The 21,532-nt window shown below is 57.8% G+C and carries 19 protein-coding genes; 7 read left to right on the forward strand and 12 right to left on the reverse strand.

Going from position 1 to position 21,532, the window contains the following annotated elements:
• Nucleotides 1-15 precede the first annotated feature (15 nt).
• Together gcvT and gcvH are read left to right on the forward strand one after the other, a co-directional pair.
• Complete coding sequence (gene gcvT, locus ABRP31_RS26755; RefSeq protein WP_349971213.1) at nt 16-1,098, forward strand: glycine cleavage system aminomethyltransferase GcvT; 1,083 nt, start codon at nt 16-18, stop codon at nt 1,096-1,098.
• A gap of 46 nt (nt 1,099-1,144) precedes the next feature.
• Nucleotides 1,145-1,528, forward strand: coding sequence for a glycine cleavage system protein GcvH (gcvH, locus tag ABRP31_RS26760; RefSeq protein WP_349971214.1), 384 nt, complete (start codon nt 1,145-1,147; stop codon nt 1,526-1,528).
• 58 nt (nt 1,529-1,586) lie between these two features.
• Here the strand turns inward: gcvH and ABRP31_RS26765 are convergent, their stop codons facing one another.
• The 5 genes from ABRP31_RS26765 to ABRP31_RS26785 form a co-directional block, all read right to left on the reverse strand.
• Nucleotides 1,587-1,910: a DUF2388 domain-containing protein gene (locus tag ABRP31_RS26765; RefSeq protein WP_027901291.1), complete on the reverse strand. Its 324-nt coding sequence runs from the start codon at nt 1,908-1,910 to the stop codon at nt 1,587-1,589.
• A gap of 168 nt (nt 1,911-2,078) precedes the next feature.
• Nucleotides 2,079-2,534 carry an NfeD family protein gene (locus ABRP31_RS26770; RefSeq protein WP_349971215.1) on the reverse strand — a complete coding sequence of 152 codons (456 nt, stop codon included), beginning with the start codon at nt 2,532-2,534 and terminating at the stop codon, nt 2,079-2,081.
• Between the two features lie 10 nt (nt 2,535-2,544).
• Nucleotides 2,545-3,465, reverse strand: a complete 921-nt coding sequence (locus ABRP31_RS26775) for an SPFH domain-containing protein (protein WP_087271974.1) — start codon at nt 3,463-3,465, stop codon at nt 2,545-2,547.
• A gap of 156 nt (nt 3,466-3,621) precedes the next feature.
• Nucleotides 3,622-5,406: an ATPase, T2SS/T4P/T4SS family gene (locus ABRP31_RS26780; protein ID WP_349971216.1), complete on the reverse strand. Its 1,785-nt coding sequence runs from the start codon at nt 5,404-5,406 to the stop codon at nt 3,622-3,624.
• A 107-nt stretch (nt 5,407-5,513) separates the two neighbouring features.
• A complete protein-coding gene (locus ABRP31_RS26785) occupies nt 5,514-5,861 on the reverse strand; it encodes a hypothetical protein (RefSeq protein ID WP_087271980.1) in 348 nt (115 codons plus the stop codon).
• A 140-nt stretch (nt 5,862-6,001) separates the two neighbouring features.
• On the opposite strand from ABRP31_RS26785, the gene ABRP31_RS26790 reads away from it, so the two are divergent.
• Both ABRP31_RS26790 and ppx read left to right on the forward strand, forming a co-directional pair.
• Nucleotides 6,002-6,466 (forward strand): Lrp/AsnC family transcriptional regulator, encoded by a 465-nt coding sequence (locus ABRP31_RS26790; protein ID WP_087271983.1) that lies wholly within the window; start codon nt 6,002-6,004, stop codon nt 6,464-6,466.
• A 216-nt stretch (nt 6,467-6,682) separates the two neighbouring features.
• Nucleotides 6,683-8,185 carry an exopolyphosphatase gene (gene ppx, locus ABRP31_RS26795; RefSeq protein WP_349971217.1) on the forward strand — a complete coding sequence of 501 codons (1,503 nt, stop codon included), beginning with the start codon at nt 6,683-6,685 and terminating at the stop codon, nt 8,183-8,185.
• Here ppx and ppk1 read toward each other — a convergent pair.
• Together ppk1 and hemB are read right to left on the reverse strand one after the other, a co-directional pair.
• Entirely contained in the window at nt 8,172-10,379 is a 2,208-nt protein-coding gene (ppk1, locus tag ABRP31_RS26800) for a polyphosphate kinase 1 (protein ID WP_087271988.1), read from the reverse strand. The two genes, ppx and ppk1, sit on opposite strands and share 14 nt — an antisense overlap.
• Before the next feature lie 16 nt (nt 10,380-10,395).
• Nucleotides 10,396-11,406 (reverse strand): porphobilinogen synthase, encoded by a 1,011-nt coding sequence (gene hemB / locus ABRP31_RS26805; RefSeq protein ID WP_087271991.1) that lies wholly within the window; start codon nt 11,404-11,406, stop codon nt 10,396-10,398.
• Nucleotides 11,407-11,625: 219 nt separating this feature from the next.
• Here hemB and ABRP31_RS26810 point away from each other — a divergent pair, with 219 nt between their 5' ends.
• Nucleotides 11,626-12,312 (forward strand): DedA family protein, encoded by a 687-nt coding sequence (locus ABRP31_RS26810; protein WP_087271994.1) that lies wholly within the window; start codon nt 11,626-11,628, stop codon nt 12,310-12,312.
• A gap of 335 nt (nt 12,313-12,647) precedes the next feature.
• Nucleotides 12,648-13,310 carry an isoprenoid biosynthesis glyoxalase ElbB gene (elbB, locus tag ABRP31_RS26815; RefSeq protein WP_349971218.1) on the forward strand — a complete coding sequence of 221 codons (663 nt, stop codon included), beginning with the start codon at nt 12,648-12,650 and terminating at the stop codon, nt 13,308-13,310.
• A 110-nt stretch (nt 13,311-13,420) separates the two neighbouring features.
• Here elbB and codA read toward each other — a convergent pair whose 3' ends face one another.
• The 5 genes from codA to ABRP31_RS26840 all read right to left on the reverse strand — a co-directional run bounded on the left by codA (nt 13,421) and on the right by ABRP31_RS26840 (nt 19,821).
• Entirely contained in the window at nt 13,421-14,656 is a 1,236-nt protein-coding gene (gene codA, locus ABRP31_RS26820; RefSeq protein ID WP_349971219.1) for a cytosine deaminase, read from the reverse strand.
• 2 nt (nt 14,657-14,658) lie between these two features.
• Nucleotides 14,659-15,876, reverse strand: a complete 1,218-nt coding sequence (locus ABRP31_RS26825) for a PucR family transcriptional regulator ligand-binding domain-containing protein (protein ID WP_349971220.1) — start codon at nt 15,874-15,876, stop codon at nt 14,659-14,661.
• Nucleotides 15,873-17,138 carry a cytosine permease gene (gene codB, locus ABRP31_RS26830; protein ID WP_087272007.1) on the reverse strand — a complete coding sequence of 422 codons (1,266 nt, stop codon included), beginning with the start codon at nt 17,136-17,138 and terminating at the stop codon, nt 15,873-15,875. The genes ABRP31_RS26825 and codB overlap by 4 nt, the downstream gene beginning before the upstream one ends.
• Before the next feature lie 224 nt (nt 17,139-17,362).
• On the reverse strand, nt 17,363-17,812 hold the full coding sequence (locus tag ABRP31_RS26835; protein ID WP_027902767.1) for a YaiI/YqxD family protein: 450 nt from the start codon (nt 17,810-17,812) through the stop codon (nt 17,363-17,365).
• A gap of 113 nt (nt 17,813-17,925) precedes the next feature.
• Nucleotides 17,926-19,821 (reverse strand): cytochrome c/FTR1 family iron permease, encoded by a 1,896-nt coding sequence (locus ABRP31_RS26840; RefSeq protein WP_349971221.1) that lies wholly within the window; start codon nt 19,819-19,821, stop codon nt 17,926-17,928.
• 557 nt (nt 19,822-20,378) lie between these two features.
• On the opposite strand from ABRP31_RS26840, the gene ABRP31_RS26845 reads away from it, so the two are divergent.
• A complete protein-coding gene (locus ABRP31_RS26845; protein ID WP_087272016.1) occupies nt 20,379-21,509 on the forward strand; it encodes a mechanosensitive ion channel family protein in 1,131 nt (376 codons plus the stop codon).
• The last annotated feature ends 23 nt before the right edge of the window (nt 21,510-21,532 follow it).

Here is a 21,532-nt window from a genome sequence, read left to right on the forward strand (position 1 = left end):
CGGAAGGAGAAACCCATGGGACAGCGCACGCCGCTTTTTGACCTGCATCTCGCCCTGGGCGCGAAGATGGTCGATTTTGGTGGTTGGGACATGCCGTTGCATTATGGATCGCAGGTCGAGGAGCACCACCAGGTACGCCGCGATTGCGGTGTGTTCGACGTCTCGCACATGCATGTGATTGATGTGACCGGTAGTCAGGCAAAAACCTGGCTGCAGTATTTACTCGCCAATGATGTCGAGCGCCTGAAAGATGTGGGGCAAGCGTTGTACAGCGCGATGCTCGACAACGACGGCGGGGTCATCGACGACATGATCGTCTACCTCACTGACAGCGGTTACCGGCTGGTGGTCAACGCGGCCACTGGCGACAAAGATCTCGCCTGGATGTTTGTGCATCTGAACGACTTCGATGTGCAACTGAACAAGCGTAATGACCTGTCGATGCTGGCTATTCAGGGGCCCCACGCCCGAGCCAGAATTGCCGAGCTGGTCACTGCATCCCGCGCCGAAATTATTCGCCAGCTCAAGCCATTTGAGGGACGCGAAGACGACCGCTGGTTTATCGCACGTACCGGCTATACCGGCGAAGATGGCCTGGAAATCATTGTGCCGTCTGAACAAGCGCCTGGCTTCTTCAACGATCTGGTGGGCGCTGGCATTTCCCCGATTGGTCTTGGCGCACGGGATACCTTGCGACTTGAGGCCGGGATGAACCTCTACGGCCAGGACATCGACGAGCAAGTCACGCCGCTGGTAGCCAATATGGCCTGGACCATCGCCTGGGAGCCTGCATCACGCAAGTTCATTGGCAGAGCGGCTCTGGAGGCCGAGCGCGCTCGGGGTATTGGCTCGAAACTGGTGGGGCTGGTACTGGAAGAGCGCGGCGTTTTGCGGGCCCATCAAGTGGTTCGCATCGCAGAAATTGGCGAAGGAGAGATCACCAGTGGTAGTTTCTCTCCTACGCTAAGCAAGTCGATTGCCTTGGCACGTGTGCCTATGGCCACTGCTGACCGTGCCGAAGTCGAAATTCGCGGCAAATGGTACCCGGTTCGCGTGGTCAAGCCTGCGTTTGTACGTCATGGCAAAGCCCTGATCTGAATTTTCCTGGCGGGTTTACCGCTGACCCGATGTTGAGGATGACTAAATGAGCAATATCCCCGCCGAACTGCGTTTTGCTGAAAGCCACGAATGGGCAAAGAAAGAAGGTGATCTGATTGTCGTGGGTATTTCTGACCACGCTCAGGAAGCGCTGGGTGACGTTGTGTTCGTCGAGCTGCCGGAAATTGGCAAAGTCTTCGCTGCGGCCGATGCTGCAGGTGTTGTTGAATCGGTGAAGGCCGCTTCCGACATCTACTCGCCGATTGCTGGCGAAGTGGTTGCAGTCAATGAATCGCTGGGCGACGCTCCGGAATCATTGAACAATGACCCTTACGGCGCATGGATCTTCAAGATCAAGCCAAGTGCCGCCGATGCTGATCTGGCAAAACTGCTGGACGCTGCAGGCTACAAGGCCGCTATCGGCGAATAAGCCAAACAGCCAGCCATAAAAAATGCCGCTCATCGAGCGGCATTTTTTTATTCCGGAATTACTGGTTTTCAGCAACCAGATTCTTGGCCAGGATGGCGTTAGCCAGGTCCATGTCCGAAGCATTCAGGCCTGGGTTTTCGCTGCGAACCTGCTGGATAGCAGCTTCCAGGAAAGGACCACGGATGCCACCGTCGCTGGCAACGAAACTGCCGGCGTCGTCTTGAGCGGCAACGATCAGTTTGTGATCCTTGAAAGTCAGGTAGGTGGAGCCGGTAGTGGCGCCAGAGGAAATAACATCACGCCAGAACCCAGCGTCAGCCATTGCTGAACCAACCGGGAGAGAGAGCAGAGCAAACGTGGCGACAGCGAGCTTGAGACGCATGGTGAGGTACTCCAACAGTGATTGTTCTGAAACCGTTGGATGTCTGGAGGGATGCGGTAGTTCCATGTGGGAGCCGAGCTTGCTCGCGATAGGGAAGACGCATATCTCAGGGACATTGCGTCCAGCCTTATCGCGAGCAAGCTCAGCTCCCACAAGGAATGGCAAGGCTTAGGCCTGATCGCCCAGCGCCTCAACCCGCAATATGGCCCCATCCTGGCCGATTACTCGGACCTGGCTTCCGACCGGGGTATCAGGCCCGTTGACCAGCCAGACGCTGTCGCCAACCTTGATCTTGCCCCGGCCATCGACAATCTCATTCTGGACGGTAAACACGCGACCAATCAGCTCCTGACCGCGCATGTTCAAACCGGGCTGATCCGAAGGCCGGTTAACCGTACGCTGACGGCGCCACCAATACACTGCCGTCAGTACCGAGATCACCGCAAACAGCAGGAACTGCAGCGTCCAGAGCATCCCTGGAATGATGAACGTCATCACGCCTACCGCTGCCGCCGCAACACCCATCCACAACAGATAGCCACCTGCGCCGAACACCTCAAGGATCAACAGCACGGTGCCCAGTCCCAGCCAGTCCCAGAACGACAGATTTTGCAGGTATTCCATAGAACCCGCCTCAGACCTTCTTGCTGTCGAAAGTGGCTTTAACGATTTCGCCAATGCCGCCAACCGCGCCGATTACCTGACTGGCCTCCAGAGGCATCAGGATGACTTTGCTGTTGTTGGCTGAAGCCAGCTTGCCCAATGCATCAATATATTTTTGTGCGACGAAGTAATTGACCGCTTGAACGTTGCCGCTGGCAATGGCCTCGGACACCACCTGAGTGGCCCGCGCTTCAGCTTCGGCCTGACGCTCACGCGCTTCAGACTCGAGGAAGGCCGCCTGACGGCCACCTTCAGCTTCCAGAATCTGCGCCTGCTTCTTGCCTTCAGCGGTCAGGATCGCCGCTGCCCGCAGGCCTTCAGCTTCAAGGATTTGCGCACGCTTGATCCGCTCGGCTTTCATCTGCCCGGACATGGCGGCCATCAGGTCAGCTGGCGGGCTGATGTCCTTGATTTCGATACGTGTGATCTTGATGCCCCAAGGGGCAGTCGCTTCATCCACGGTGCGCAGTAGCCGTTCGTTGATGTTGTCCCGCTGACTGAGCATCGCATCCAGCTCCATGGAGCCGAGCACGGTACGAATGTTGGTTTGCAGCAGATTGCGAATGGCGTGTTCGAGGTTGTTCACCTCGTAAGCCGCCTGTGCGGTGTTCACGACCTGGAAGAAACACACAGCGTCGATTTGCACTGTCGCGTTGTCAGCCGTGATGACTTCCTGAGGCGGAATGTCGAGCACGCTTTCCATGACATTGATCTTGCGCCCGATGCGGTCCATCACCGGCACAATGATATTCAGGCCCGGCTTGAGGGTGGTGGTGTAGCGGCCAAAGCGCTCGACCGTCCATTGATAGCCCTGCGGCACAACCTTGAAGCCCATGAATACGATGGCGATCGCCAGCGCAACGAAGAGTAAAACCACACTGCCCAGTTGCATAACATTTCCCTGTTGATTACGAACGTTTACCAGGGCGCTATTTAGTCAGACTTCGGCCACATAAAGCCAATGATTCAAAGGAATATTGGTTCAGGATGTGAGTGATTTTTTATGGGACATAAACACCGCTCCCACAGGAATATCACTCCAACTTGCTCAGCGCTGCTCGCTCTGCGGCGTCACGCGCAGTACTTCTTCAAGCGTAGTCAGCCCTGCCGAGACTTTCTGGGCGCCGGACAAACGCAAGCTGCGCATCCCTTCCTTGAACGCCTGGCGGCGCATCGCCGTAAGGTCCAGGTCAGCACTGATCAAGCCCTGAACGCCATCGGACATCAGCATGATCTCGTAAACGCCTGCGCGGCCGCGGTAACCGGTATCGCGGCACTCCACGCAACCTACGGCGCGGTGCGCTCCGGCGGGCACTGGCGCTTGCCACGGGCGAGTCAAACTCTGCCAGTCGCTCTCATCCAGTTGCACCGGTGCCTTGCAGTGCGGACACAAAGTTCGCACCAGCCGCTGCGCCATGACCCCGAGAATCGTTGCCTTGAGCAAATAATGCGGTACGCCGAGTTCCAGCATCCGGCTGATCGCACTCGGCGCATCGTTGGTGTGCAGCGTGGAAAGTACCAAGTGGCCCGTGAGCGCAGCCTGGATCGCCATTTCGGCAGTTTCCAGATCGCGAATCTCGCCGATCATGATGATGTCCGGGTCCTGCCGCATCAGCGCGCGTATCCCGCTGGCAAATGTCAGGTCAATATTGTGCTGAACCTGCATCTGGTTGAACGCAGGCTCAACCATCTCGATAGGATCTTCGATGGTGCACAGATTGACCTCAGGGGTCGCGAGCATCTTGAGCGTGGTGTAAAGCGTGGTGGTCTTGCCGGAGCCGGTGGGCCCGGTCACCAGGATGATGCCGTTAGGCTGACGGGTCATGCCTTCCCAGCGACGCAGGTCATCGCTGGAAAACCCGAGCTGGTCGAAGTTTTTCAGCAGTACATCCGGATCGAAGATCCGCATGACCATTTTTTCCCCGAAAGCCGTCGGCAGTGTTGAAAGCCGCAGCTCAACCTCCCCGCCATCAGGGGTACTGGTTTTAACCCGGCCGTCCTGCGGCTTGCGCTTTTCGGCGACGTTCATGCGGCCCAGGCTTTTCAGGCGACTGACGATGGCCATGGTCACTTGCGCAGGAAATTGGTAGACGTTGTGCAGCACGCCATCAATACGAAAGCGCACCGTGCCCTGCTCTCGTCGCGGTTCGATATGAATGTCACTGGCTCGCTGCTGAAACGCGTACTGGAACAACCAATCAACGATATTGACGATGTGAGCATCGTTGGCGTCGGGCTCCTGATCACTGGCCCCAAGCTTGAGCAATTGTTCAAAGTTGCCCATGCCGCTGATTTTCTGATCCGTCGCGGCAGCACCACTGACCGACTTGGCCAGTCGATAGAACTCCACCGCCAACCGCTGAATATCAACCGGATTGGCCACTACACGCCGGATTGGCAGTTTCAGCACATGGGCCAGGTCAGCCTCCCAACCGCGCACATAGGGCTGCGCGCTGGCGATGGTCACGGAGTCGCGATCTACCTCCACCGCCAGAATCTTGTGGCGTTGGGCAAAGGCGTAAGACATCAATGGCGTGACCGAAGCGACCTTGATCTTCAGCGGGTCGATGCGCAGATAAGGCTGCCCGCTTTGCGCAGCGAGCCACGCGGTGAGAGTCTCCAGATCCAGCTTGCGCCCGGGCCGTTTAAGGTCGTCGAGTTGTTGCGCGGCGATGAATTCAAGGGGGTGCAGTTGCAGGTTCGCGGCACCGCGGCGCTGGGTCAGTGCATCTTCAGCACTGCTCTGATCAATAAAACCCTGGCCGACCAGATCGCGCAGCAGATCATTCAGATCCAGCCAACGGTCCTGTGATGATGAGGCGTGAACTGACATGCGGATTCCTTTGGACAATTGGGCTCAAACGAACCAAGCGTAGTCCCCAGCGTGTCAGTTATTTCGGCATATGCGTACACATGAGTTACGTATTTTTTCTGCTGGGCTCAACCGACGGCGAGGGAAACCGTTGAGTTTGAGACGTGCGGCTGAGCCAGTTGTTCCAATTCCACTGAGCAGACATTGATCAGGCTGCGCATTTTTTGCGCAATGACCTGCGCCCGGTGCCACGTCAGATTAGCGATCTCAACGTCGATACCCAATACGTCGTCCTGCTGCAGAACGTTGACCTGATGAGGGATCAGGTACTGCATCGCAAACAGGTTCAGCACTCGGCACAGCGAATCGGCCTCAGCCTCGACCAGAATCTGATAGCGCGCGCAGCAATGGGCATTGTCAGCAGACCAGGTATCCGGACGTTGTGGCTGAGAGGTAACGGCTTCGAGGTTGGGCATGTGAGCCTCTGCGACTTAGAGGGTTTAAATGACTGGAAGAAATTCTTGCATGCTCGAAAAGAAATTTCTGATCCATCATTGGTTGATTTAGTCTTGATAAGACTTGTTAATGCGCCATATCTCCATAGTGGGAAATAATTATGCAAACTGAGTTGGACACCTACGATCGCAAGATTCTTGCACTGCTCCAGGAGGACGCGTCGCTGTCCAGCGCGCAAATCGCTGAACAGGTGGGATTGTCCCAATCGCCGTGCTGGCGCAGGATTCAGCGGCTCAAGGATGAAGGCGTCATCCGCCGTCAGGTTTCGCTGCTGGATCGCAAGAAGATCGGCCTCAACACGCAGATCTTCGCCGAGATCAAACTGAATGCTCACGGCCGCTCGAACTTCACTGAATTCACCGAAGCCATTCGCGGCTTCCCGGAAGTACTGGAATGCTACGTGCTAATGGGCTCGGTGGACTTCCTGCTGCGCATTGTGACGCCGGACATTGAAGCGTATGAGCGGTTCTTCTTTGAAAAGCTCTCGCTGGTGCCGGGGATTCAGGAAGTGAATTCGACGGTGGCTCTGTCGGAGATTAAATCCACGACCAGCTTGCCGGTTTGACCGTTTGTGGGAGCCGAGCTTGCTCGCGATAAGAACACCACAATGTTCGAATATGATGGTGCTCTTATCGCGGGCAAGCCCAGCTCCAACATATCCAACAAATAACTGATCCAGACCATCGACATTGAAGGCCAAGCGCCAGCTTCAAAGCTTCGCGTTGGCGGCAGCCATGGATCGTGGCACGATGGCGCGGTTATCGACCGAGATTTTCTGATCATGCCGCAATCCAAAGCCAAGAATCTTTCCCTGATCGCTGCCATTGACCTGGGCTCGAACAGCTTCCACATGGTGGTAGCCCAAGCCAACTCGGGTGATATCCGCATCCTGGAGCGCCTTGGAGAGAAGGTTCAACTGGCGGCTGGCATCAACGAAGAGCGCAAACTCAACGAAGAGTCCATGCAGCGCGGCCTCGACTGCCTCAAGCGTTTTGCGCAGTTGATCAACGGTCTGCCGCTGGGTGCGGTGCGTATCGTGGGTACCAACGCCCTGCGTGAAGCGCGCAACCGTAATGAATTCATCATCCGCGCCGAAGAAATTCTCGGCCACCCGGTGGAAGTGATTTCAGGCCGTGAAGAAGCCCGCCTGATTTATCTCGGGGTATCACACACTCTGGCTGATACCCCCGGCAAACGTCTGGTGGCAGACATCGGCGGTGGCAGTACCGAGTTCATCATTGGCCAGCGTTTTGAACCGCTGCTGCGCGAAAGCCTGCAAATGGGCTGCGTAAGCTTTACCCAGCGCTACTTCAAGGACGGCAAGATCACCCCGGCACGTTATGCACAGGCTTATACCGCTGCGCGCCTGGAAATCATGAGCATCGAACACGCCCTGCATCGCCTTAAGTGGGATGAGGCCATCGGCTCGTCGGGCACTATTCGCGCCATCGGTCTGGCCCTCAAGGCCAACGGCCAGGGCTCGGGTGAAGTGAATGCTGACGGCCTGGCATGGCTCAAGCGCAAGCTGTTCAAGCTGGGCGACGTAGACAAGATCGACTTCGACGGCATCAAGCCGGATCGCCGCTCTATCTTCCCGGCAGGCCTGGCCATTCTCGAAGCGATTTTCGACGCTCTGGAACTGCAACGCATGGATCACTGCGAAGGTGCGCTGCGTGAAGGTGTGCTCTACGACCTGATGGGCCGTCATCATCATGAAGACGTTCGTGAGCGCACGCTAAGCTCGCTGATGGAGCGTTATCACGTTGACCTGGAACAAGCCGCCCGTGTCGAGCGAAAGGCTCTGCATGCGCTTGAGCAGGTCGCTCACGCCTGGGACCTGGAGGATGACAGTTACCGGGAACTGCTCAGTTGGGCAGCCAAGGTTCATGAAGTCGGCCTGGATATCGCCCACTATCACTACCACAAGCACGGCGCCTACCTGATCGAGCACTCCGATCTTTCCGGGTTCTCACGCGAAGATCAGCAAATGCTCGCGCTGCTGGTGCGTGGCCACCGCCGTAACATCCCCAAGGACAAGTTCGCCGAGTTCGGCGCAGAGGGCGATAAGCTGATTCGTCTGTGCGTGCTGTTGCGCTTTGCGATCCTGTTCCACCACATTCGTGGCACGCAGGAAATGCCGCAGCCGGTTCTCACCGCCAGCGGCAACAATCTTGATGTGGTATTCCCGGAAGGCTGGCTGGAAAACAACCAACTGACCCAGGCCGACTTCGCTTTGGAGGCGGAGTGGCTGACCCGGGTCGGTATCGTCCTCAGCGTACGCTGAGGACTGGATTGCTCAGGCGTTCCAGCAGGGCCGCCTGAACATTGCGAGCATTCTGGTTTCCGGTCGGAGTGCTTCGCACGTAGGTGCCATCTGGCTGCAAGAGCCAGCTGTGAGTGTTGTCGGTCAGATAAAGCTCGAGCTCTTTCTTCACTCGCAGGATTAACTTTTTACCCTCTACCGGGAAGCAAGTCTCGACGCGCTTGTCGAGGTTTCGCTCCATCCAGTCGGCACTCGACAGATACATCTGCTCGTCGCCGCCATTGAGGAAGTAGAACACCCGCGTGTGCTCCAGGAAGCGGCCGATGATCGAGCGCACATGAATATTGTGAGACACGCCCGGAATGCCTGGCCGCAGGCAGCACATGCCACGCACGACCAGATCAATGCGCACGCCAGACTGACTGGCCTTGTACAACGCCCGAATGATTTTTGGATCAGTCAGCGAGTTAAACTTGGCAATGATGTGCGCCGGTTTACCGTCCACCGCAAACTGCGTTTCCCGGGCAATCATGTCGAGCATGCCCTTCTTCAGCGTAAACGGCGCGTGCAGCAGCTTCTTCATGCGCAGGGTTTTACCCATACCGATCAACTGACTGAACAGTTTGCCAACGTCTTCGCACAAGGCGTCGTCGGAGGTCAGCAAGCTGTAGTCGGTGTACAGGCGAGCGTTGCCGGCGTGGTAGTTACCGGTACCCAAATGCGCGTAACGGACAATCTCGCCCGCCTCGCGACGCAGGATCAGCATCATCTTGGCGTGGGTCTTGAAGCCAACCACGCCGTAGATCACAACTGCACCCGCAGCCTGCAGGCGGCTGGCCAGTTGCAGGTTGGACTCTTCGTCAAAGCGCGCACGCAGCTCGATCACCGCAGTGACTTCTTTGCCGTTACGGGCCGCGTCGACCAACGCATCGACGATTTCCGAGTTGGCACCGCTGCGATACAGCGTTTGACGTACGGCCAGAACGTGAGGGTCCTTGGCAGCCTGACGCAGCAGATCGACCACCGGAGTGAACGACTCGAACGGGTGCAGCAGCAGAATGTCCTGCTTGCTGATCACGTTGAAGATGTTCTCGCTGTTTTGCAGCAACTTCGGAATGGCCGGGGTGAACGGCTGGTATTGCAGTTCCGGATGGCTGTCCAGACCGGTGATGCTGAACAGACGCGTCAGGTTGACCGGGCCATTGACCTGATACAACTCGGACTCGGACAGGTTGAACTGCTTGAGCAGATAGTCGGACAGATGCTTTGGACACGTGTCGGCCACTTCCAGACGGACCGCATCGCCATAACGACGGGAGAACAACTCGCCGCGCAGCGCGCGGGCAAGGTCTTCCACGTCTTCGGAGTCAAGCGCCAGGTCGGCGTTACGGGTCAGGCGGAACTGATAGCAGCCTTTAACCTTCATGCCCTGAAACAAATCGTCCGCGTGGGCGTGGATCATCGATGACAGGAAGACGAAGTTATCCCCAGGACCACTGATTTCTTCCGGCACCTTGATCACACGTGGCAACAGACGCGGAGCCGGAATAATCGCCAGACCGGAGTCACGACCAAAAGCATCGATGCCTTCAAGTTCGACGATAAAGTTAAGGCTCTTGTTGACCAGCAGCGGGAACGGGTGAGTCGGGTCAAGGCCAATCGGGGTGATGATCGGTGCAATTTCGTCACGGAAATAACGACGAACCCAGGCTTTGAGCTTGGCCGTCCAGTGCCGACGACGGATGAAGCGCACCTGATGCTTTTCAAGCTCAGGCAGCAGAATGTCATTGAGGATCGCGTATTGGCGATCAACGTGGCCATGCACCAACTCACTGATGCGGGCCAGGGCCTGATGCGGCTGCAGACCATCGGCACCGGCTTGTTCGCGGGCGAAGGTGATCTGCTTTTTCAGACCGGCGACACGAATTTCGAAGAACTCATCGAGGTTGCTGGAAAAGATCAGCAGGAACTTGAGCCGCTCCAACAACGGATAGGACTCATCCAGTGCCTGTTCCAACACGCGAATGTTGAACTTGAGCTGCGACAGCTCCCGGTGGATGTAAAGACTGCTGTCGTCCAGGTTTGGCACGACAATCGCTGGCACCGGCGGCGTCTCGACAATTGCGGGTATGACCTCGACGCTTGGCTCGACCACAGTCAGAACTTCCTGATCGTTGACTTCAACAGCAGCTTCGGTAAGTCCTTCGGTATTCATGAATGTTCCTGTACGGCTATTGCCCTTTTAACAGTTCTGCAGCGCGGACGGCGAAATAAGTGAGGATGCCGTCAGCTCCTGCGCGTTTGAAAGCGGTGAGCGATTCAAGAATGACGCCTTCGCTGAGCCAGCCATTCTGTATGGCCGCCATATGCATCGCGTACTCGCCGCTGACCTGATAAACAAATGTCGGCACTTTGAACTCATCCTTGACCCGGTGAAGGATGTCCAGATAAGGCATGCCCGGTTTGACCATGACCATGTCCGCACCTTCAGCCAGGTCGGCGGCCACTTCATGCAACGCTTCATTGCTGTTGGCCGGATCCATCTGGTAGGACGCCTTGTTCGCCTTGCCCAGGTTCAACGCCGAACCTACCGCATCGCGGAATGGCCCGTAGTAGGCGCTGGCATACTTGGCAGAGTAAGCCATGATCCGCACGTTGACGTGTCCAGCCAGCTCCAGTGCTTCGCGAATGGCCTGAATTCGACCGTCCATCATGTCGGAAGGTGCTACAACCTGCGCACCCGCATCGGCATGGGACAACGCTTGCTTGACCAGCGCATCGACGGTGATGTCGTTCTGCACATAGCCTTCTTCGTCGAGAATCCCGTCCTGACCATGGGTCGTGAACGGATCAAGTGCCACGTCAGTGATGACGCCCAACTCCGGGAAGCGGTCACGCAACGCGCGGGTAGCGCGCTGAGCAATACCGTCCGGATTCCAGGCTTCAGCGCCATCCAGGGTTTTCTTCTCGACCGGGGTCACAGGGAACAAGGCCAGGGCCGGGATGCCCAGCGCGACCCACTTTTGCGCCTCTTCCAGCAGCAGATCGATACTCAAGCGCTCTACGCCAGGCATCGAAGCCACTTCTTCACGACGGTTTTCACCATCGAGTACAAATACGGGGAGGATCAGATCGTCGACAGTTACGACGTTTTCACGGACCAGACGACGAGAGAAATCGTCGCGGCGGTTGCGACGCAGGCGGGTGAGAGGAAAAAGGCGGTTGGCGGGGGTAAAGCTCACGGCGAGACTCCTGAGCCCGCGTACACGGGCAAGCGTGACAGTTATAAGCGGCCATTATGACTAATGTGTGACAGTCATGGGCCACGTGCGACTCGGGGCCGCAGTAGAGGCGTTTGCCATTGTCCTTGTAGGAAAGATTAACGTCGAGACACATTTGCACACTTTCCTGAATGGCTTGGCCGAGTTAGGCTGCGCGTTCATTTCGCCAGCATCCAGACAATGCTCCAGAATTTCTTGCACGAATTTGGCTACTTCGCCCTCTTCATCGGCACCTTCTTTGAAGGCGAGACCATTCTGGTTCTCGCTGGATTTCTGGCGTTCCGTGAATACATGGACATCAAACTGGTTGTGGTCGTAGCGTTCTTCGGAAGCTATGCCGGGGACCAGCTCTGGTACTACATGGGGCGCAAGCACGGCCGCAAAATCCTGGCGCGCAAGCCGCGCTGGCAGCTCATGGGCGATAAAGCGCTGGCGCATGTGCGCAAGCACCCGGATCTCTGGGTGTTGAGCTTCCGCTTTGTCTACGGCTTGCGAACGGTCATGCCTGTGGCGATTGGCCTGTCGGGCTACCCGCCACTGCGCTATCTGGTCCTCAACGGTATCGGTGCGGCTGTCTGGGCCGCTGCGCTGGGTTATGCGGCTTATCACTTCGGCGCAGTGCTTGAAGGCATGCTGGGCAACATCAAGAAGTATGAGTTGTGGGTACTCGGCGCACTGCTGGTGCTCGGGTTCGCCCTCTGGTTGCGTCGTCGTTTCAAGAACGCGCGTATTGCCAGAGAGGAAGCAGCCGCAGCCTCAACGGCTGCAGCAGCGGCAGCCGAGGCTGATGCCAGTGTCGTCAACCACGTTCCGGCTGAAGTCACCGTTGATGTGCCTGCCGACAACAAGAAACACGCCGACCAATAGGTCCAACACGAGCGCAATGCCCCGGCATTGCGCTCGTTTGTAACGCCCCTCCCCACATCCCATTGGAATGCTTTTCTGTAGCTCACGAGCACCGCGAGACAGCGATGGCGTCCTGTCTGATATACCGCTATCGCGGCCTCGCGGTGCTCGTGCGCTCCTACAGGAATACATTCCAATTCGAACGATTGCATTTTGTTGATACCAGACAATCGTTTGCCGCGAGACAGCGCATTTTCGGGACGCAGTGCATTGGATTGAATCCCCATCGCAGACGCTTGTCCCAAGACTAGGTAAAAGTCTTGAGCAGACCGCTGCGCTCGATAGGGAGAATGATCATGCAAAAGAAAGTGGCCGTGATTTTGTCCGGCTGTGGCGTCTATGACGGCGCGGAAATTCATGAGAGCGTGCTCACGCTGCTGCGCCTTGATCAACGTGGCGCGGCGGTGCAGTGCTTTGCGCCAAACATCACACAGCACCATGTGGTTAACCACCTGACCGGCGAAGAAATGCCGGAGACTCGCAATGTGCTGGTGGAGTCGGCGCGCATCGCCCGCGGCGCTATTGAGGATATTCGTGAGGCTGACGTTACCCAGTTCGACGCGCTGATTATTCCCGGTGGCTTTGGTGCCGCGAAAAATCTTTCCGACTTCGCCACCGCAGGTGCGGACTGCAAGGTGCAAGCAGAAGTCCTTGCTTTGGCCGAAGCCTTCGCTGAAGCGGGCAAACCCGTCGGGCTGATCTGCATCAGCCCCGCCCTGGCCGCCAAAATCTACGGCCCGGGCGTGACTTGCACCATCGGCAACGACGCCGAGACCGCACAGGCCATTACCCTCATGAAGGGTGAGCACCAAGAGTGCGAAGTGACCGAAATCGTCGAAGACAAAGCCCGCAAACTGGTCAGCACCCCGGCTTATATGGTCGCCAAGAGCATCGGCGAGGCGGCCGCGGGGATCAACAAGCTTGTGGACCGGGTGCTGGAGTTGACGCACGAAGAGTAGGTTTGGATTACTCCTCTGTAAGAGCTGCCGAAGGCTGCGAATCGTTAAGTCTGACCTTCCGCCATTCGCAGCCTTCGGCAGCTCCTACAGAAAAGCGTTCGCAATAAGGCTTAACTGAACTCCACACGCTCCGGCACTCGTGTCATCAACACCTTTCCGCCTCTGATCGACACTCGCGCCTTGGCCTGACGGCGCACTGCTTCGTAATCGCTCTCGGCATCAAGGATGACCAGGTTCGCCGGACGACCTACTGCGATGCCATAACACTCGCCCAGATTAAGGGTTCTGGCGCTGTTGTCGGTGACCAGATCCAGACTGCGAGCCAGATCCTCGAAGCCCATCATGTGGCAGATGTGCAAACCGGCATCCAGTATGCGCAGGATGTTGCCATTGCCCAGCGGATACCACGGGTCCTTGATCGAATCCTGACCAAAGCACACGTTCATCCCGGCACGGTCCAGCTCTGCGACGCGGGTCAGGCCGCGGCGCTTGGGGTAAGTGTCAAAGCGGCCTTGCAGGTGAATACTCTCGGTCGGGCAGGAAACGAAGTTGATGCCCGACCTTTTCAACAGCCGGAACAGCTTTGAGCAGTACGCATTGTCATAAGAGCCCATGGCCGTGGTGTGGCTGGCCGTTACCCGGCTGCCCATGCCACGCACCCGCGCTTCTTCAGCCAGCACTTCGAGAAAGCGAGAGTTGGGGTCGTCGGTCTCGTCGCAATGTACGTCCACCAGACAACCGGTTCGCTCGGCCAAGTCCATGAGGAACTTGATTGAGCTGACGCCCTGCTCGCGGGTGTTTTCAAAGTGCGGGATACCGCCGACCACGTCCGCGCCCATTTCCACGGCACGGGTCATCAATTCACGCCCGCTTTCGTAGGATTCGATGCCCTCCTGAGGAAAGGCAACGATCTGCAGATCTATCAGATGGCGGGCTTCTTCACGGACTTCAAGCATTGCCTTGAGCGCGCCCAACGTCGGGTCGGTGACATCGATATGGGTTCGAACATGCTGGATGCCATGCTCGGCCAACATGCGGATGGTGGTATGGGCGCGTTGCTTGGTGTCTTCGTGAGTAATGGTTTCCTTGCGTTGAGCCCAGCGCTCGATGCCTTCGAACAGGGTCCCGCTCATGTTCCACTCAGGCTCACCGGCGGTCAGTGTTGCGTCCAGGTGGATGTGCGGCTCCACCAGTGGCGCAATGACCAATTGGCCGCGAGCATCGATATCATCTGAAGCAGGCTGCACGTTTTCGGCCTGAGCAGTGATGGCTGTGATGCAGCCGTCTTCCCAGGTGACGGTGTGCAGCCCTTGGGTTTTACGCAATGTGGCATTGATGATGTTCATGACTATTCCTGTCGCTGAGCCTCGGACATGCGCCATACCAGCAGCGCAACCGAAGCGTTCATTCGAAAATTAGCGTCGTCGAGGGATTGCCCGCTGAGCTGCTCGATACGCTGAATACGTTGATTGATGGTGTTTCGATGGATGCCAAGACGCTGAGCGGCCTTGAGTCCGTTGCCGTTTTCCTGGAGCAAGGCGTCCAGTGTTTCAATCAGGCTGTGGGGTTGCTTGCGGTTGGTCTCGATCAGCGGCCCGAGGATCTGTCTGACGAAGCTGTCGATGATCGAGCGATCAGTAACCGCCTGGAGCAGGCGCAACACGCCCAGCTCGCTGAAATCGCAAAGGCCGCTGGCGGGTCGCAAGTGTTCGGCGACATCCAGCGCCTGGCGAGCCTCATTCAGTGCCTGACGGTATTGCCCGCAGTCTTCGACTGGATTGGCCAGCCCCATGAACAACGCCATGTCGCCCAGCACCGAGGCGAGCTCGCGATACAGCCGCGCCAGCTCACTGCGGATCGCTTCAAGCCTGGGCAACAACAGAATGAACAAGTCGCCCTGGACGATGACGGGCAAGGCGTCCGGTAAGGTGCGATTCCAGGCGTCGAGATGGTCGAGCACTGCCTGCCGGGTTTGCTGCAGCAACCGTTCCGCAGCCTCCGGCGCATGGCTGTCGAACAGCACGCTCACCGCCGACAGGCGCAGCGCGACCAGACGCCGAGGCACCTCCAGTGGCAGGCGTAAATGTGCAGCCCTCTGCCTGGCGATACTCAGGCTTGGGTAATCACCGCTGAGCAACTGGCCGAGGATGTCGTGGCGCGAGCGCTTGGTTTGCGCCATCTGCACCAACGCCGTGCCGATCAGGTGGGTAACGATGACCATCTTCAACAGATACGGTTGCTCGATCAGCGGCAAACCGCATCGCTCTGCCAGCGCGATCACGGACTGAGGGATCTGCTGGATATAGGCATCCCCGGTCAGAATCACCAGCCCGGCGATGCCACTGGCATCGCCCTCCTGCACCATGCGCAGGAGATTGGCTTCATCGCGCTGGCAATTGATGCCGGTGATGAAAACCAGCTCACCGCCCATGATCCAGTCGGCAATACCTTCGTTCTCGGCAACGTACGACCAGCGCACGCTGCGATGCAGGTTGGCTGAACCTGCACGCACGGCCATTTCCTCCAGCCCGGGGAGCTGGAGAATTTCTTCAACGGTCAGGCTCAAAGCTCCTCCTGCACGCCAGCGACCCTGCTGCGCTTGCCTGTCACTTCAAGCAGCACGATGTAGCAGATGGCCGATGCGGCGATCCCCACCAACGGCGCAATCCAGGGCGAGAAGTACGCCAGCGCCGCGCCAATGGCATAAGACGACAGCCCCAGCAGGTTGTAGCGTGGCAAGGTAACGCTGGCCAACGCAGGGTATTTGCCGTGATGGCGGTACCAGAAATCCGCCATGATCACGCCGCCAATGGGCGGGATGATCGAACCCAGCAGCACCAGAAAGGGAATCAGCATCTCGTACATACCGCCGATGGCCAGGACGATACCGACCGCCGCCGCGATCAATGTCATGGTGCGACGCCGCTCGCTACGCAACAGGTGGCAGGCCGCCGCCGAAACGTTGTAGATGGTCGGCCCCTGAATAGTCCACAGGTTCAGGCAAAGCATGATCACTGCGGCGAAAGACAGGCCCTGAAGCATCATCACTTCTACGATATCGGCCTGCTGATAAACCATCGCACACCACGCGCCAGCGACGACCATCAAACCGTTACCCAGCAGAAAGGCAACGACGCTGGCAGTCACGGCCACGCGTCCGCTGCGTGACAGACGAGTCCAGTTGGTGGCCTGGGTTGCGCCACTGGCGAACGTCCCGAAGACCATGGTGATGGCCGCTGAAAGCGTCATGGTTTCGTTGGGGATAACCGCCGCAAGCCCCTGAAAACCGCCGACATCGCGGGTGGCGATGTACATGGAGATGACCAGCAGCACGAACATGAGCGGCACCGACACACGCGACAGTACGTCCAGCCCTTTGTAGCCGATGATCGCCGTGATGCTGAAGCCCAGACCGAACAAGATCATCAATGGCGTAGTGAAGCCTTCGGCCAGGCCGAGCATCTTCACCAGCACAATGGCCACCGTCGCGGTGCCCCACGCGTACCAGCCCAGCTCGGCGAAACCGAGCAGCACATCGGACAGCCGACTGCCCGCTTCGCCGAAACAGAAGCGTCCCATCAATACTGTGTTCAAACCACTGCGCGAGGCGATGAAGGCCAGCGCCGCGGCATAGATTGCCAACAGGCTGTTACCGATGGCGGCGATCCACAGCATGTCGACGAAGTTGAACGCCATGCCCAACTTGCCACCCGCAAACATGGTGCCGGTGAAGAAGGTGAAACTGAATAGCACCATGGAAATCGACAGCAGCCCCTTGCGTCCTTCACGCGGGGCTTCACTCAAGGGAAACTCGCTGGGTGAACTCATATCGTTTTTCTCCACATCGACAAGGTTGGGGATCGGACTCAACGGCAGGCTGGTGCAAGAGCAATAACCAGGCCGTTTCCGAACAACATTGCGAAGTGGAAAAAAGTGGGCAGAGGCGATATCGAGCGCTGTTCACTCTGCACACTTTAAGCTGACGATTCAGGATCAGACTGTGCAGAGTGATTCATTCTGAGGCGCGAACGCACCGTTTTAGGCTGCGATGCCTAGCGAGTAAGCCGCGTGAGAATCCGGTCCAGAGAGTTGGCGAAAGCCTGTTTTTCGCGGTCGCCATAAGGCGGCTGACCACCGCCCATCTGCCCCTGGTCTCGCAGGTCGGTGAACAGGTTACGTACGGCGAGTCGGTCGCCCATGTTTTGTGTGTCGAACTCTTTGCCACGGGGGTCCAGCGCAGCGACGCCCTTCTTGACCAGACGATCGGCGAGCGGCACATCGCTGCAAATCACCAACTCGCCGGGTACGGCGTGCTCAACCAGATAATCGTCCGCAGCATCAGGGCCGCTGGGCACCACAATCAGTTTGACCAGGGTGTACGTGGGCTTGATCTGACTCTGTCCAGCCACCAGCACCACCTCGAATTGACGCTTGAGCGCGAACTTGATGACCTGCTCTTTTGCTGCCTTGGGGCAAGCGTCGGCATCGATCCAGACGCGCATGGTGGTACCTCGTTCTAAAAATTGAGCAGATCCCTGTAGGAGCTGCCGCAGGCTGCGAAACCGATATTTATGACACTCCCCTTTCGCAGCCTTCGGCAGCTCCTACAAGAAATTCATGCGACCTGCGCCCTGCGCTTCTCCGCCAACCAGCTGCGACCGTACAGCACTGCAATGGCCAGCAAGGCTATCAGTTGGGCGCACAGGGAATACGCATCGGCATGAATGCCCAGCCAGTCGAACTCGAAGAACGGCACAGGCCGGGTACCGAAAATACCGGCTTCCTGAAGGGCTTTTACGCCATGCCCGGCGAACACCACCGACAACGCACACAGCAGTGCTGCGTTGATCCCGAAGAACAGCGTAAGCGGCAGTTTTGCCGAGCCACGCAGGATGATCCACGCCAGCCCGATCAGCAACACCAATGCCGTGGCACCGCCCGCCAGCACTGCATTGTGCCCAGCCGGGCCAGCTTGCAGCCAGAGGGTTTCGTAAAACAGGATGACTTCGAACAGCTCGCGATACACCGAGAAAAACGCCAGAATCGCAAACCCGAAACGACCACCGCCGCCCACCAGGCTGCTTTTGATGTAATCCTGCCAGGCTGCTGCATGGCGACGGTCGTGCATCCAGACACCCAGCCACAAGACCATCACGCTCGCGAACAACGCCGTCGCGCCCTCAAGCAATTCCCGTTGCGCGCCGCTGACATCGATCACGTAAGCCGCCAGCGCCCAGGTTCCCAGCCCCGCCAACAGAGCCAGCCCCCAACCGATATTGACACTGCGTACCGCTGACTCCTGGCCAGTGTTACGCAGAAACGCAAGGATCGCCGCCAGTACCAGAATGGCCTCAAGGCCTTCACGCAGAAGAATCAGCAGGCCGGAAATGTAGCTCAGCGAGGTGCTTAATCCATCACTGCCCAGCAGGCCCGCCGACTCTTTAAGTTTGGCTTTGGCGAAGTCCAGTTTTTGTACGGCTTGCTCCAGCGGCAGCCCGTCCTGCAAGGACTGACGATAAGCCATCAAAGCCTTTTCGGTGTCTTTGCGAACATTGGCGTCTACGTTGTCCAGAGAACTTTCAACCAGCTCGAAGCCTTCCAGGTAGGCAGCGACAGACAAGTCGTAAGCCTGTTCATGATCGCCCGCACGATACGCCGCCAGGCTTTTGTCCAGCGTCTGGCTGGTGTAATCGAGCAACTGCGCAGGGCCGCGCTGGACCTGAGGTGGCTGGGCGCGTTGAGCACGGAACGTCGCAACAGCCTGTTCACCCTCGGCGGCGCTGATTTCTTTAGGTGTTTGCCGCGCCAGATCGGCGAGGTTGTAGGTCTTGAATGGCGCTGTCACCGGCTGCGCACTGAAGCTCGCGATATAGGTCGCGATGTCCCAACGCTGGCGGTCATCCAGTTGATCGGCGAACGCCGGCATATCAGTCCCGGCAATTCCCAGACCTACAGCGTTGTAGAGGTCGTAAAGGCTTAGTCGGTCCAGACGGGCCGCGTCGCGCAGATTAGATGGCGGCGGCTCCAGGCCAATACCCGCAGGTCCATCCCCCGCGCCAGCGTCGCCATGGCAGACCGAACAATGCTGTGCGTAAAGCGGCGCGCCCCGCGCCGGGTCCGGAGTAATCACCGGAGCCTGACTCACTTCGTAAGCGACCGCCAACCGGGCACCCAACTGGCGGGCCTGACGGGTGACCAGAGCACCGTCCTGCTTCTTGGCCACTGCATCAGCGAGGCTGGACACGCCTTTTTCAAGTTCAGCGCGCTCTGCTCGCGCAGGCAGTGCAGCCACCAAGCCCCGTAAAATGCCCAGAGCCCCTACTTGCTGCCGGTATTCGTCCTCTTCCACCACCTTGCCGTCGGATACGGTCGACGGGTAGTCGGCACCCATGTAATCAAGCAAATGCAGCACTTGCGCCGCACCATCAGTGGTGTCGGCCAATAGGCTGGAGCTGCACAACGCCAACAACGGCAACATCAGCCAGGCCAGAAAACGGGAACGCATCGACATCGGTGAATCTCAGCGGAATGATAGGTATCGCATTGTCAACCTCGCTACGTCCCGACTCAAGGTTCCGGGAGATGTTTGTTGCTAAATATTACGCAACACCTCTGCATAGCCTTTCATAGACGCGATTCAGCCCGACCTTAATGAGAATAACTAGCATATATAGCGAAAGGCTTACACGAAGAGGAGGCAATTCGCCCTATTGCACCTGCGGGTTCCTGAGTAAGATTGGATCCAACAACTGATGCGCAGGACGCGCACAGGATCAAGGATGATCGACCATGGCCCGGAGGGCTTACCGACAGGATGTTGGAATGGTCTTGAAGAAAACCCGCTTCGGCGGGTTTTTTGTTGCCGGTCAAAAAGTAGCCTGTCACGCTGCGACAGCTCTATTTCATGGGCTAGACCGTGGAGATCAGACCACAACCCTCCTACGGCAGGGGAACATTTACGCCTTTACCGGGTTCACACTTTTCAGGCAGCTATCGCCATCGAGGCCGACGGGCTGAATCCGAGAGGGTCCGCTCGGCTTAAAGTCATTTCTGCTATGGATACCGTCGATGGAATATCTATTGCCTCAGAGCTGGCTGGAGGCAGTACCTCTGCCGTGGCTCAAGACCCTGATCGCCGCCTGCGTTGCGGTATTGCTGGCTTTGCTGATTCGCTGGCTGGCACTGAGTGTGCTGCGTCGTGTCGCCAATTCATTTGTGTTGCCACAGCAACTGGTCTATCGCGCCGCCAGCCCGACCTTATGGTTGCTGCCGTTATTGGCTTTGCAAACAGTCTGGACCTCGGCACCTGATGATCTGGTGCTGATTGGCACCGTGCGCCATATCAACGGGCTGTTAGTCACTGCAGGTTTTACCTGGCTGGTGCTCAGTTGCGTCAAAGCCGTGGGCGAAGCAGTGGCAATCCGCAACCCGCTGGATATCGAAGATAACCTTCATGCCCGCCGTATACAGACTCAGGTTCGGGTTTTGGTGCGCTGCCTGAATGCGCTGGTGTTGCTGTTCGGTACCGGTCTGATTCTCATGAGTTTCCCGCCCGTGGCCAAGATCGGCACCAGCCTGCTGGCATCGGCGGGCCTGGCAGGTCTGGCCGCAGGTTTTGCAGCCAAGCCGGTGCTGGGTAATTTGATCGCAGGTCTGCAAATCGCCATCTCCCAACCGATCCGCCTCGACGACGTGGTGATTGTCGAAGGTGAGTGGGGTCGCGTGGAGGAAATCAGTGGCACTTACGTGGTCATCAAAATCTGGGATGAGCGGCGCATGGTGGTGCCGCTGCAGTACTTCATCGAAAAGCCGTTCCAGAACTGGACCCGCGCCACTTCAAGCCTGATCGGCTCAGTGTTTGTCTGGGTGGACTATTCACTGCCGGTAGAAGAGTTGCGTGCGGAAGTGCAGCGCATCTGTGAAGACATCCCGCACTTGTGGGACGGCCGCGTTTGCGTGCTGCAAGTCGCCGACACCAACGCCAAGGCCATGCAACTGCGGGTGCTGTTGAGTTCAGCCGACTCGTCACGCAGTTGGGACGCCCGCTGCCACATGCGCGAACGTCTGATTGCGTTCATCGCCAAACAATATCCGCAAAGCCTGCCGCAACTGCGCACGGAAATCTCGTCGCGCAATGTGCGACCGGAGATCGACGTCCACGAGACGCCGGTCGACATCCCCCGCCAACCACCGGTCTAGAGCCCTCATCACGAACCTTGTCT

Origin of the sequence: Pseudomonas caspiana (genome assembly GCF_040224095.2) — a bacterium.
In the GTDB taxonomy this organism is placed as follows: domain Bacteria; phylum Pseudomonadota; class Gammaproteobacteria; order Pseudomonadales; family Pseudomonadaceae; genus Aquipseudomonas; species Aquipseudomonas caspiana.